Raw genomic sequence first — 12845 nt, 5'->3', positions numbered from 1 at the left:
AAAGAAGGAAGATTGGGTAGGAAAGCTGTTAACAAGTGTGTTTGCTAATATAGGTATGTTTACTTTTGTCATGGGTCTATTTAGAAGGATGGAAAAGAGCGAGTGAATTGCTGTCATTTGTAAATGTATTAATTGCTATAGGTTCATTCGCAATGATGTTTTTTATTGCCTTTTTTATAATTTTTGGATAGTCAATAAAATAATAAATGAATAAAAGACAACTGTGTGTGTGAACTGCCCCGTAAAGTTAGATTGATGTTTAACTTTTACGGGGCAGTTCTAATAAAGTGATGAGTGGTTTTTCTCAATCATATTTATTGAAAACTTATAAACTAAAACCTTTTTTTGCTTTGAATTCATTTGTTAAAAAATTACATTTTGATTTCCAGTACCTGACCAGGATCTTTTATTTTTAAATTTTTGTACCCCAATTAAGTGGGGTACAACGGGTAAAAACAGAAAAAACATTTTTCACCAAATACTTTTCTGAATCTAATTTCAAATTTTTTTAAATTATAATTTATTAACTTTTTCTAATCAGTAGAGCAAAAACCCCACCAAATCAACACTTTTGCGCTATAATGTAGGACGAGGTGAAGAAAATGTTTGTGAGTGAGAAACAGATTGAAATACGGTATGCAGAGACCGACCAAATGGGCGTGGTGTACCATGCAAACTATATTATTTGGATGGAAATTGGGCGTACCCAGCTTGTAAGTGATGCAGGCTTTGAGTATGCTGCCTTAGAAAAAGATGGCTATGTATCGCCAGTGATGGATTTATCGATTTCGTATAAAGCAGCCATGCATTATGGACAAGTGGCGACGGTGCGCACTTGGGTAGAAAAGCATGATCGTTTACGAACGACGTATGGCTATGAAATTTTACATGAGGATGGCACGGTAGCAGCCACAGCTCAATCCGTACATATTCTTGCGCATAAGGATACATTGCGACCGGTATCATTAAGTAAGATTGACCCAGCTTGGGATGCCAAATATAAAGAAATTGCCGTCGAGGCAAAATAGGAGAACAATAGATGGAAATGTTTATAGCTTTAGGCGCTATTTTGGCAGCTCTTGGTGTTGTTTTAGGTGCTTTTGGTGCACATGCACTCAAGGATAAGTTTGCCTCACCGCATTATGCAGCCATTTGGGAAACGGCTGTGCAATATCAGATGTATCATGCTTTAGGGATTCTAGCCCTTGGCATTCTATCCAATGATGCATTTTTAGGAAGCTCTAGTTTGCTTTCTTGGGCAGGCTACTTGATGTTTACAGGGATTGTATTCTTCTCTGGTAGTCTATATGTGCTAGCCGTGACAGGTGTGAAAAAGCTAGGTGCGATTACGCCAATTGGTGGCATGTTATTTATTGTTGCGTGGGTGCTTGTTATAATTGCTGCCTTATCCTAATACAGAAAAAGTAACGAGAACGTTCTGATGATTTATATCATTGGCGCTTCTCGTTTTTTTGTTGATAAGAAGAAAATGAAACAATTTGTCTGATTTTGCGTATTACATAGTATGAAGAGATGTTAAAATAAGCTAAACATCAATGTGAAGGTGGGAATATTTATGGGTTTATTGAAAGCAGGCGTAGGGGCATTAACAGGTGTTTTAGAGGATCAATGGCGTGAATATTTTTATTGTGAGGCATTATCCTCAGATGTTCTAGTAACTAAAGGTATTAAACGCACTTCTAAACGAGGTTCAAATAAAGGAAATGACAACATTATTAGCAATGGCTCGATTATTGCCATCAATGAAGGGCAATGTATGATGATTGTTGAACAGGGGAAGGTTGTAGAGTTTTCTTCAGAAGCTGGGGAATATGTCTATGATACATCTACAGAGCCTTCGATTATGTATGGCTCAGATTTATCTCATGGCATTATGGAAACATTTAAACAGATAGGCAAGCGTTTTACATTTGGTGGAGAACCTGCTAAAGATCAGCGAGTTTATTATTTTAATAAAAAGGAGATTGTTGGCAATAAATATGGTACTCCCGCACCAATTCCATTCCGTGTTATTGATCGTAATATCGGATTAGATATCGACATTGCCATTCGTTGTCATGGTGAGTATTCTTATAGAATCATTGATCCGTTATTATTCTATACAAATGTATGTGGAAATGTAGAGCGTGAATATACGCGAGAGGCCATTGATAGCCAGTTAAAATCAGAATTAATGACAGCGTTACAGCCAGCCTTTGCACAAATTTCAGCAAGTGGCGTTCGTTATAGTGAAATACCTGCGCATACGGTTGCGTTAGCAGACGCACTCAATAAGGTATTATCAGAAAAGTGGCTTGCTACACGTGGTTTAGCTGTTGTGTCATTTGGGATTAGTACCCTAAAGGCTTCTGAGGAAGACGAAGCCATGATAAAACAACTACAACGCAATGCGGTTATGCGTGATCCAGGTATGGCTGCTGCCCATTTAACAGGCGCTCAGGCAGAAGCGATGATTGCAGCTGCTAACAATGATGGTGGCGCTATGGCAGGCTTTATGGGGATGAATATGGCTGCACAAGCAGGTGGAGTCAATGCTGGTCAGCTTTATCAAATGAATGAGCAAAATAAGCAAGCGCAAATGGCTCAGGCTGCGATGCAAAATCAATCAGCCAAAGCATCTGGTACATGGACATGTGCATGTGGTCATGACAACACAGGGAAATTCTGTTCAAATTGTGGCGCAGCAAAACCAGCGGAAGAGGGCTGGACATGTACATGTGGAGCGGTGAATAAAGGAAAGTTTTGTAGCGAGTGTGGCTCTAAAAAACCAGCTGGTGCTTTACTCTATGCATGCGATAAATGTGGGTGGGCACCAGAGGACCCTGCCAATCCGCCTAAATTCTGTCCAGAATGCGGCGATGTTTTTGATGAAAAGGATGTCAAGTAAGGAGATGATGACCTATGTCAACGCAAGAAGTTGAACATGTCAAACAAGTAAAGCTTGACTTTGATGCGGAATGTCCATCCTGTAGTGCATCAATTGAGTTTAATCCTGCTACAGGTAAGCTGACCTGTCCGTATTGTGGATTTGAATCTGAAATTGCAACCCCTGAGCAAGAAGAGGAAAAGGTTGCACAGGAAATGGACTTCTTAAAAGCAGAGGAACGTGGGAATTTCAATTGGGGCGTGGAGAAGAAAACAGTTATTTGTAAAGCTTGCGCGGCCGAGACAATTTATGATGCTCTGCAGGTCGCTGACAGTTGTCCTTACTGCGGCTCAAATCAGGTCATGGAAGCGAGCGCTGAAAATACGCTTGCTCCCAATGGCGTATGTGCTTTTGAAGTAACGGATAAGCAGGCAGGAGAACATTTTCAGAAATGGATCAAAGGTCGATGGTTTACACCAAAGGCTGCCAAAATAAGTGCAAAGCCTGATGCCTTTAAAGGGGTATACCTCCCGTATTGGACGTTTGATTCAAAAACAAGCTCCAGATACTCCGCAAGATATGGACGACATCGAACGGTTACGGATAAAGATGGTAAAACGCATACTGAAACGGATTGGTATTCAACAAGTGGGTTTTATCAGGAATTTATAGACGATCATTTAGTGAGTGCCACAACACGCTATGATCGAGATATGATGCGAAAAATTGAACCATTTAATCTTCTTAATAATAAGGCCTATAAACCTCAATATGTAGCTGGATTTTTATCAGAGCGTTACAGTGTTGGTTTGCAGGATGGCTGGAGCCAAGCAAAAAGTGAAATCCATGATCACCTCCATGCGCAGATTACATCCAAAATCCGTTGGGAAAATAGGGCGGATGTAGTATCCAATCTACGCTTTTCCACAAACCATGATGATATTACATACAAATATTTAATGTTACCGATTTGGTTATCTTCTTTCCGCTATAAGGAGAAGATTTACCGCTTTATGGTGAATGGACAAACGGGTCGAGTTGGTGGTAATGCCCCTATTTCACCGCTTCGGGTGACAATTGCAGTTATTTTATCATTAGCAGTAATCGCTCTGATTTGGTATTTCTTTATGTCTGAATAATAATAAACAGTATGCCAGTAGGAGCCTCTTATTGTCCTTTTGGGATACTGTTTTTTTCATAAAATTGTCCTTAAATACTGGGTAAATGACTGAATTAATTGACTGGTATAGGATAATCATCATCCATTATCACGGCTGTCATTGCGTCAAGTTGCATAGATTAAAGGGAGAGTAAAATATCAGAACAGCCTTGGTTGGACAAAAGCATAACGTTGCAAGATGGTGTAACAAGCAACCTACTATGTAGGAAAGTCGTTAGAAATAATGCAATTATGGTGGTTAAAAATTAGGACGGATTTCCATTAATGATGAGAAGTGAAGTTGCGATTTTACTTTAAACAACTTATTATACAGTCAGAGAGCATTTTTTAGGCTAGTCATGATAAATGTAATGTTATTTTTGAATAACAATGAAAACGTTATTCATATTGGAGGTTTCGATGATGGACGCAATTGAAGTGTTAACAAATTTAGATCAAATACATGGGTATTATCAACCGATATTTAGCGCAGATGCGCATACGGTGATTGCCTACGAAATTTCCGGATATCTACAAATTCAAGGTCAGCAAATTAATTTAAAGGATTTTGTCAACAATGAAGATATTCCAGAAGAATATCGAATTGATATGGAACACAAAATTTTACATGCGGCATTAGCCAAAATTGATGAAATTGCACCAGAAATTGATATTTATATCCCAAGCAATCCAAATTTATTGATGCAAGATTTTGGTGAAAGTCATTTTAATATTATCCAACAATATATAGAGGAAAAAGATTTACAGCGTATCGTACTTGTCGTATCAGAGCATCGTTTTATAGGAGATATTAACAAATTACATCACGCCCTACGCTATTTTACGACGTTTGGGGTAAAAATTGCCGTTCAGGAAGTAGGAGCCGAAAGTCATTTAGAGCATATTGCGCTATTGGCACCACATATCTTAAAGGTCAATACACGTGATTTAAATTACGATTCTTGGTCCGCTCAATCGGACATGATTTCTGCCATTGGTAGCCTAGCTTATAAAATTGGAGCAAATCTATTATTTGAAGATATTGAAACGGTTTATCAGCTACAATTTGCTTGGAAAAATGGCGGTAGATTTTATCAAGGGCCATATCTAGCAAATCCAGCTATGACTTTTGTCGATAAGGATATATTAAAGGAACGTTTTAAAAAAGAATGCCAGCAATTTATTACTTCCGAAAAGAAAATGCTGGAGGCGCAATATTTGCAGTTGAAAAAATTAAGGGAGGAATTAGAGGCGATTGTTCACCGTGTGAAACCAACAAGCGACAATGTCTCCCATTTAGAGTACTTAGCTGAATTATTGGATAACTACTCCTTCCGTCTCTATATTTGTAATGAGGATGGGTTCCAGTTAACGCCTAACGTTATGCGAATTGATGGGAATTGGGAGCTACAGCCACGTGCCATCAATAAAAATTGGAGCTGGCGCCCTTATTTCCTTCAAACGATTATCAAAATGCGCAACGATCAAAGTGGGGAAATCTCTGAATTGTATCGGGATATTGAAACAGGAGAAATTACAAGAACATTCTCCATTGCCATCAACGAGCATGAATATTTGTTTGTTGACCTTTCCTATGACTATCTTTATGAGCATAAAATCTTTAGATAATATTAGTAATTTCTTTAGTGACAACATTTCATGGGTACAAATTGCAATTCGATCTATTTATTTTAATTAAATGTATTAGGTATTATGGGGGAGAATCCTAAAAGCCTAGTAAAATACTGAAGTTGCCTTCTATATTTGCAGAAGGCAATTTTTTTTGATTTCAATCAAGAATGCTATTTAAGTTCTCATAGAAAATTAACTACCTCTATCGAAACAAAAATGGCAGTCTATACATTTGTTAAATTTGTAATGAATGATTTTGTTTTTTCAGTATTTTTTCATTTAGCTTAATTAAGATGGAAATATCATAAAGGAGCTGAAAAAATGAGGATTATCAAAATACTGCTAATTATTAGTTTAATTTGGCCATTTGTTGATGCCAACATAGCAAATGCGGATGATGAAGAAGATTATAAAAAATACGAGGGTGATGTTCATAAAAAGCACAATGATGATTATGATGATGACGAGGAAGATGATGATTATGATTATGATTATTATAAAGAAGAGGATGAATATGAATATTATGACCAAAGATACCCTGAAACAAATAGTAATACATGGAATATTTGGACAAGATCGACTTATGTAAATAAAGGAGAGTTACCCCTAAAAGAAGCGAAAGAAATTCAATTAAAACTAGAAAATAATAATAATACAGTGTCACTTTACTTGATTCCTTTAGATGGTGAAATATATGTGCCAGGTAAAATTGTTGCTGAACTTTTAGGTGCAAAAGTAGTTAATTATGATAATAGTAAAATATTGGAAATTAATAAAGCTGGTACAGAACTAATTTTTCGTGCGGGGACAAATGTAGTGTACTATAACGAGATAAAAACACCGATACCAGCTGTTACATTTTACTTGAATGATAATATATACGTTCCAATTAGTGTAATTTCAAATGGTTTGGGCTATGTGGCTGAATGGCAAGAAATGAATAACGCTGTTGTATTGAAGTTATTAAAATAAAAAAGGGAGATGATTGAATGAAAGATCAAAAGAAAGCTAAATGGATATTAGGCACTTCTGGAGTAATATTATCTTCTTTACTATTAACGCAATTTAATAATGTTCCATCAGATATAAACATAGCTGATCTAAATTTGACAAATGAACAATCAAAAAAAATGTCAGACCGAGAAAAGGAACTTGTTCAATTAGATTGGACAAATTTTGAAATTGTTGGAGTGAATCAACTACAACAAAATAAAATTCGTACCAATCGAACTACCAAACGATCCTAAACTTAGTTTGAAGTGGAGTTGAAGTTGCTTGGATACCCTTTCATTAAACACGATGAATACAAACTTTTATATTGAAATTGCTGGAACGCAAAAAATGGATTGGAAAGACAAAGTGGTGAAATGGTTGCAATACGTTGCAAGAGAGTGGTCGAGATTTGAGCCAAATAATGAGTTAAATCAAATTAATCAACTAAAGGTAGGAGAAATAGGTAGAATTTCTCCTGCATTATATGATTGTTTAAAAGCAGCAGACAATTATTATACATTAACTAATAATATATTTTCTCCGTATTTAAAATTACATTTAGAACAACATGGGTATGATCGATCCTTTCCTTTTCAAGAATCAACGTATAAGCCAATACAAATAGAAAAAAAAACAAATAAGCCATTTCTTTTTTTGGATCACAATGAAGTTTTAAAAACGGATAATCAATTAATTGATTTAGGTGGATTTGCCAAAGGATACGTAGTTGAAAAAATAGCTGATTGGCTTAGACAGGTTTCTCCAGAGTTTGGAATTGTAGATGGTGGTGGAGATATGAAAATGTGGTCGTCAGGCAAAAAGACATGGACCATTGGGATTGCTCATCCATTTCATATACACGAAGAGATCAGTTCAATTAGAATTCAAAACGGAGCAATTGCCACATCGAATCGTATATTCAGAAGTTGGAAACAGCAGGGAAAAGAAAAGCATCACTTATTAGATGGAAGAACCGGAGAGGTAATCATTAGCCCTATCCTTCAAACAACAATAATAACAAACTCATTATGTCAAGCAGAAGTGGCAACAAAACTGGCTTTTTTATTAAATGAACAAGAATTACAAGTATGGTTTGACAAACTACAGATGCCTTGTGCTTGCTTAATAGCAAAAGATGATGGAAGTATATATTGGCTGAAAGGAGGAGAAAAATTAGATGTTATTTAGTACTTGGGAATGGATTCGATTATTAGGGCTTTTAAGTTATTTTTACTTCAGTATGTCAATTTTTTTTGGTTTACTAAGGAAATCTTCTACTCTCAAGTCCAATAAAAACTTATACTTTCAATTACATCAAATGAGTGGATGGATGGGATTTATAACTGTTATTGTACATTTACTTTTACTAATGATTGATCAATACGAACCCTATACTATTTCTGAAATCGTATTACCTTTTAGCGCTAACTATCAGGCATTGTTGTCTGGGCTAGGAACCATAGCTTTTTATTTATTTTTAATAGTTCTTTTAACATCAGATATATGGATAAATAAAATGAACTTTTCACTTTGGAAGAAGATGCATTTTCTTGTTTTACCTGCTTGGATATTATCACTTATTCATGGGCTATTCATTGGTACTGACTCTAATCAAATGTTGGTAATTTTATTTTATAGCAGTACGGTAATGGTTATAATTACCGCACTACTTGTAAGGTTGATGAGTGATGGATTTAAGAAGAAAGATCAAAAGCAAGGGGTTAGCAAGTAAGCGGTGCATGAATGGATGAAAGGCAGTTTCTCCATGTTAGCTAGACTGCCAAAGTAGCTCAAAAAAATAAACTAGTTGAATGGCACTACTGATACATGTAATGCCATTCTATGGTTTATCCATCATGTAACGATGAAGAGCCTATTTTTTAGTATAAAGAGGAAATTGAATACAAAATGTTGTACCTTTTTCCAATTCGCTTTGAACTGTGAATGTTCCTCCGTGATCTTGAACAATAGAATCAGCTATAGCAAGTCCTAGTCCTGTTCCGTTTCTGTTTCTCACAGCATCACTTCGGAAAAATCTATCAAAAATAAAAGGTAGGTCTTCCTTAGAAATCCCAATGCCTGTATCTTCAATGTAGATATATATCATTTTATCAGTTTGTAAAAGCTTTAGATAGATTGATCCTCTTTGTGTGTACTGAGCGGCATTATCTAATAATATATAAATTAATTCAGTTATATTATTTGAATTTCCAATAAATTCAACATTAGGTTGGATTTCTGTTTCGAAAACGATTGATTTCGGTAACGCTCTTTTAAACTTCCTACTAATCGTTAGTAGCAACTCTGTTAAGGAGATTTTTTCTTTAGTTGAATGAATACGATTTTTGTCATGTCGGGCTAAAAATAATAGTTTATCTAATAGCTCTTTCATTAACTCTGCTTCATGCTTTAAATCTTCAATCAATTCTTTACCGAAATCACTCATATTATTAGCTTCATCAGTTTCTAAAATATCGAGTGAACTATAAAATACACTTAGCGGTGTTCTTAACTCATGAGAAGCATCTGAAACAAAGCTTTTCTGTTTTTCAAGTGCATGTTGAATGGGAATCATGGCTTTTCCTGCCATGTAGTAACTTAAGAATCCAATTATTATCGTAAAAATTATAATTAAAACAATAAACAGTAAGATCATTTTTTGAAAAAAATGATATTGTGATGTGGTCGATTTGCCTATAACAATATATCCAAGAAATTCATCGTTCGGCTGAATGGGTTTCGATAAAATTAAAAGATGTTTATCGCGCCACTTTATATTTTTTACAAAACGTTTAGAAGGATCTTCCGTTTGAATGATTTTTTCTAGATCTTTAAATAAACCTTGATAGTTTTCGTCACCGTGGACTAGTATCTGGTCTTTTGTATAAATATAGTAAAAATACATACCATTTGGGTTAAATTCTAATTTCCCTTCATTATCATTTTTGTGCTCAAAAAAGTCATGATATTGTTCTTTATAATAAGTTTCTAGTTCTTCTATTTGTTGATAATCCATTAGTTGAACTAATGAAAAATATAGAATAATAAGAAAAGCAAAGAAAAAGCCTATAAAATAAATGGAGTTAAATAAAGTTAGTTTTTTACGAGTTTTCTTAAACATGCTACCTCACTCTGTATCCTATTCCTCTAATGTTTTCAATAATGGATTTTGGACGATTATGATCGATTTTTTTACGAACTAATTTTACTAACGCATCAAGGTTGTTGTTAGTCATTTCATGATCAAAGCCCCATACTTGTGTGTAAATTTGTTCTCTAGTAAGAATGATGCCTTTGTTGATAAAAAGGTACTCTAACAATAAAAATTCGTTTTTAGTTAATAGTATTTCTTGATTATCTTTAAAAAGTGTTCTGGAATCCAAATATAACTTTAAATCATCAATTTGAATGATTTGATGAATGGATTTATTTTTTCTTCTTAAAATGGCACGTATTCTAGCTAAGAGTTCTTCCATTTTAAATGGTTTAACAACATAATCGTCAGCACCTGCATCTAATCCGCAGATGATGTCATTGCAATCATCCTTTGCTGTTAGTATTAAAATGCCACCTTCATAACCATTTCTTCTAGCTTCTTTGCACACATCAATACCGCTTATTTCTGGCATCATCCAATCTAAAATGACTAGATCGTATGTATGAAACAGTATGTATTCTAATGCATGCTGACCATTATCTACAGCATCCACCTGATGAAATTCTTTTTGAATGATGTGAACAATGTTTTTTCTTAATCGATTATCATCTTCTGCTATCAGTATTTTCAACGAAGCTCCTCCTACCTTTTTTATATTCAATATAACTAATTTATAACAACATTATGAAATCCACCTGAATTTTTTGTGCGACCAATCTTCTACTTATTCTAAGCCAAAAAAGAAATTTAAATTAAATATCGTAATTTTTTCTAGTACCGTTTTTCAGATTTTTTTCATATTGGTTGCTTAGACTAATGTTGAACCTCAATATGGAAGGAGATCTCCTATGCGATATTTAAAAATGTTTGGGATAGTATTGGTAGTTATGTTTTTTTTGTATGATGTAAATCCCATTTATGCAGATGATATTTTTGAAGGAAAAGATGAGTATGATGAGGGTAACGGTAGACAACAACACGAAGAAGGGCGTTATGAGGACCTTGGTGAATTAATTGGTTGGTGTACATTCATAGGAATTGGTGCAGCGGGTATGATTTTTCCTATTAGAACTTTCTTGAAGTCTGTAACTCGTACTTTCCCACAATCTAAAGGGCTATATTTATACGTAGCAAAGTTAATAGGTAGATATCATATTCTTTTTGGCATAATGGCATTGTTGTTAGGTATTGGTCATGGGATAATCATGTACTTTAATGAGGGTGAATTGGAGAATGAAGGAATTATTGGCTTAATTGCAATTATTCTTTTATCAATTACTGCTATTATAGGAATGAATTTATTCAACTATAGAAAAAATCGAAGCTTGCGAACAATCCATATCTCAATAGCGGCATTAAGTGTTATTACAGGAGGGATTCATATTTTTATCTCTTAATTATGTAAACATGACTCGGCTCATAATTACTCAGCTTAACATTTTTGTTGCCTATTGTATTCATTTCTATATTTGTTTTATAAACAATGTCTTAAACAAAGAATCGCTAGTATTTGAGCTAAATGCAAAAGGATCGCATTAGGGAAGTGTGATGTGTAATTATATTTAAGTTTATAGTTCTTGTATTGGTATGGTATTTTTCCGTATAAGAATTCTACACCTCAGAATTAAAACTAGCTGTAATGCAGGTGGACAAAACTTAGCCACCGACACGACCCCAAAATAACGAAAAAACTAGGTACACCAAAGAGGGGTACCTAGTTCTATTATGCATAGGGACACTTGGGATGGAGTGACCCTAGTAACAATTTCGGAGGTGTAAGGCTAATTTAGCTTTACACTACTATATATATGTTGTGATTGCTATGGTTGAATAGTTAATTGCCTGAGAAATAATCGATGAAATGCAAAAGTGTTTGGGTATTTCATTGATTGTCTAGGATAGAAATGGTAAAGTGAACATAACTTTAGGGACAAGGAGGAGAATTCACATGAAAAAAAGAGCTATTCGTTTTTTAAGCATGGGTATAGGGTTCTCCACAGCTGTTTTTTTCTAAAATCAACGAACAAGGGATAAGTCTGCCCTTTTTTAGAAAAAAAACAATCCTAAAGGAGAAAAGAATATGAAAACAAACATAGTACGTAAAAATCCAATGCAGGTACCTAGCCCTGTTGGGAAGTATAGCCACATCACAATCATTCCGAAAGATGCAAAAATGTATGCATTCTCTGGACAAATTGGGGTTGATCAAGATGATCAACTGCCTGCAGATTTAATTGAACAAACCACCAATACATTTAGAAATATTGAAGCGCTTTTAGCAACTGAGGGATTGGATGCATCTCATGTGGTAAAGGTGAATATATGGGCGACAGAGGAGATTGATTGGCATCATTTCTATCAGCAATGGGAAGTAATGTTTGGTCATTCCTATCCCTCTATGACTATTGCTTATGTATCTGCATTAGGGCTACCAGATATAAAAATAGAGATTGAACTTTGGGCTGCTAAATAGCTTAAAAAACGACAATATCCATGTGGTATTGTCGTTTTTGTATACAGACTGAATTAACGTAACATCCTTTTTAATTGTTTCATTTCATAATTTAAATCGTCAATTTGCTTTTGTAGTTTGTCAATATCATTGCTATTACTTTCAATTTCCTTCAACTCATCCTCTAGAGCAAGACCAGCCGCAATGGTCGCTAGAGCGTCTCCAAGTGTTGTAATCGCCCCCGCAATGACAGCCAACTTAGCTGCTTGACTCACGGATTCCAATCCCTCATTATTCCGATTACCTTTATTTTGCTTCATATAATCCTCCCTACAAAAAAGGGTATTATTTGCATTGTATGCTAAGAATAAGAAACAGGTGAAGAATTTATGGGCATCAAATAGGTAACAAGGAAAAGTTGGATTTTATAAGGCGTTTTTTAGAAGTTTATGGTCTTTTCTAACATGATTCTAATGACATTCAGAGAATAAATAAATATTTTAACTCATGTAAAAATGTGTTGTCAATAATAAATTTGTAATTTTATTAAAAAATGTTATAATAG

General features: G+C 34.8%; 14 protein-coding genes. 11 read left to right on the top strand and 3 right to left on the bottom strand.

The genetic code is table 11. From position 1 onward, the window contains the following. Positions 1-602 precede the first annotated feature (602 nt). The 9 genes from C7B89_RS05470 to C7B89_RS05430 all read left to right on the top strand — a co-directional run bounded on the left by C7B89_RS05470 (position 603) and on the right by C7B89_RS05430 (position 8403). Positions 603-1028, top strand: coding sequence for an acyl-CoA thioesterase (locus C7B89_RS05470; RefSeq protein WP_004225136.1), 426 nt, complete (start codon positions 603-605; stop codon positions 1026-1028). An 11-nt stretch (positions 1029-1039) separates the two neighbouring features. Then, on the top strand, positions 1040-1414 hold the full coding sequence (locus tag C7B89_RS05465; RefSeq protein ID WP_103118262.1) for a DUF423 domain-containing protein: 375 nt from the start codon (positions 1040-1042) through the stop codon (positions 1412-1414). A 162-nt stretch (positions 1415-1576) separates the two neighbouring features. Continuing rightward, on the top strand, positions 1577-2908 hold the full coding sequence (locus tag C7B89_RS05460; RefSeq protein ID WP_048392584.1) for an SPFH domain-containing protein: 1332 nt from the start codon (positions 1577-1579) through the stop codon (positions 2906-2908). Positions 2909-2922: 14 nt separating this feature from the next. Further along, positions 2923-4026, top strand: a complete 1104-nt coding sequence (locus tag C7B89_RS05455) for a TFIIB-type zinc ribbon-containing protein (protein WP_048392586.1) — start codon at positions 2923-2925, stop codon at positions 4024-4026. Between the two features lie 443 nt (positions 4027-4469). Beyond that, on the top strand, positions 4470-5675 hold the full coding sequence (locus C7B89_RS05450; RefSeq protein ID WP_036076413.1) for an EAL-associated domain-containing protein: 1206 nt from the start codon (positions 4470-4472) through the stop codon (positions 5673-5675). A gap of 324 nt (positions 5676-5999) precedes the next feature. Next, positions 6000-6650: a copper amine oxidase N-terminal domain-containing protein gene (locus C7B89_RS05445; RefSeq protein WP_115673269.1), complete on the top strand. Its 651-nt coding sequence runs from the start codon at positions 6000-6002 to the stop codon at positions 6648-6650. A 17-nt stretch (positions 6651-6667) separates the two neighbouring features. Continuing rightward, positions 6668-6925 (top strand): hypothetical protein, encoded by a 258-nt coding sequence (locus tag C7B89_RS05440; protein ID WP_115673268.1) that lies wholly within the window; start codon positions 6668-6670, stop codon positions 6923-6925. A gap of 28 nt (positions 6926-6953) precedes the next feature. After that, complete coding sequence (locus tag C7B89_RS05435; RefSeq protein WP_016992200.1) at positions 6954-7859, top strand: FAD:protein FMN transferase; 906 nt, start codon at positions 6954-6956, stop codon at positions 7857-7859. Beyond that, positions 7849-8403: a ferric reductase-like transmembrane domain-containing protein gene (locus C7B89_RS05430; protein ID WP_036076409.1), complete on the top strand. Its 555-nt coding sequence runs from the start codon at positions 7849-7851 to the stop codon at positions 8401-8403. Before C7B89_RS05435 ends, C7B89_RS05430 begins: the two co-directional genes overlap by 11 nt. A 141-nt stretch (positions 8404-8544) precedes the next feature. Here C7B89_RS05430 and C7B89_RS05425 read toward each other — a convergent pair whose 3' ends face one another. After that, complete coding sequence (locus C7B89_RS05425) at positions 8545-9687, bottom strand: sensor histidine kinase (RefSeq protein ID WP_244205574.1); 1143 nt, start codon at positions 9685-9687, stop codon at positions 8545-8547. A gap of 106 nt (positions 9688-9793) precedes the next feature. Then, positions 9794-10459: a response regulator transcription factor gene (locus C7B89_RS05420; protein ID WP_036076407.1), complete on the bottom strand. Its 666-nt coding sequence runs from the start codon at positions 10457-10459 to the stop codon at positions 9794-9796. A 217-nt stretch (positions 10460-10676) separates the two neighbouring features. Between C7B89_RS05420 and C7B89_RS05415 the strand changes: the two genes are divergently transcribed. Together C7B89_RS05415 and C7B89_RS05410 are read left to right on the top strand one after the other, a co-directional pair. Then, positions 10677-11225, top strand: a complete 549-nt coding sequence (locus tag C7B89_RS05415) for a hypothetical protein (protein ID WP_115673266.1) — start codon at positions 10677-10679, stop codon at positions 11223-11225. A gap of 683 nt (positions 11226-11908) precedes the next feature. Then, positions 11909-12301 (top strand): RidA family protein, encoded by a 393-nt coding sequence (locus C7B89_RS05410; RefSeq protein WP_115673265.1) that lies wholly within the window; start codon positions 11909-11911, stop codon positions 12299-12301. 53 nt (positions 12302-12354) lie between these two features. Here C7B89_RS05410 and C7B89_RS05405 read toward each other — a convergent pair whose 3' ends face one another. Continuing rightward, positions 12355-12600, bottom strand: coding sequence for a hypothetical protein (locus C7B89_RS05405; protein ID WP_115673264.1), 246 nt, complete (start codon positions 12598-12600; stop codon positions 12355-12357). Between the last annotated feature and the right edge of the window lie 245 nt (positions 12601-12845).

The organism is Lysinibacillus capsici (assembly GCF_003367505.1).
GTDB classification, from domain to species: Bacteria; Bacillota; Bacilli; order Bacillales_A; family Planococcaceae; genus Lysinibacillus; species Lysinibacillus capsici.
The sequence above is the reverse complement of the archived record's forward strand: the minus strand, read 5'-3'. Positions and strand labels throughout refer to the sequence as shown.

Excerpts from the sequence above, each read along its gene's own strand:
- C7B89_RS05470 (WP_004225136.1), top strand. The coding sequence starts at position 603 with ATGTTTGTGAGTGAGAAACAGATTGAAATACGGTATGCAGAGACCGAC.
- C7B89_RS05465 (WP_103118262.1), top strand. The coding sequence starts at position 1,040 with ATGGAAATGTTTATAGCTTTAGGCGCTATTTTGGCAGCTCTTGGTGTT.
- C7B89_RS05460 (WP_048392584.1), top strand. The coding sequence starts at position 1,577 with ATGGGTTTATTGAAAGCAGGCGTAGGGGCATTAACAGGTGTTTTAGAG.
- C7B89_RS05455 (WP_048392586.1), top strand. The coding sequence starts at position 2,923 with ATGTCAACGCAAGAAGTTGAACATGTCAAACAAGTAAAGCTTGACTTT.
- C7B89_RS05450 (WP_036076413.1), top strand. The coding sequence starts at position 4,470 with ATGGACGCAATTGAAGTGTTAACAAATTTAGATCAAATACATGGGTAT.
- C7B89_RS05445 (WP_115673269.1), top strand. The coding sequence starts at position 6,000 with ATGAGGATTATCAAAATACTGCTAATTATTAGTTTAATTTGGCCATTT.
- C7B89_RS05440 (WP_115673268.1), top strand. The coding sequence starts at position 6,668 with ATGAAAGATCAAAAGAAAGCTAAATGGATATTAGGCACTTCTGGAGTA.
- C7B89_RS05430 (WP_036076409.1), top strand. The coding sequence starts at position 7,849 with ATGTTATTTAGTACTTGGGAATGGATTCGATTATTAGGGCTTTTAAGT.
- C7B89_RS05425 (WP_244205574.1), bottom strand. The coding sequence starts at position 9,687 with ATGGATTATCAACAAATAGAAGAACTAGAAACTTATTATAAAGAACAA.
- C7B89_RS05415 (WP_115673266.1), top strand. The coding sequence starts at position 10,677 with ATGCGATATTTAAAAATGTTTGGGATAGTATTGGTAGTTATGTTTTTT.
- C7B89_RS05410 (WP_115673265.1), top strand. The coding sequence starts at position 11,909 with ATGAAAACAAACATAGTACGTAAAAATCCAATGCAGGTACCTAGCCCT.
- C7B89_RS05405 (WP_115673264.1), bottom strand. The coding sequence starts at position 12,600 with ATGAAGCAAAATAAAGGTAATCGGAATAATGAGGGATTGGAATCCGTG.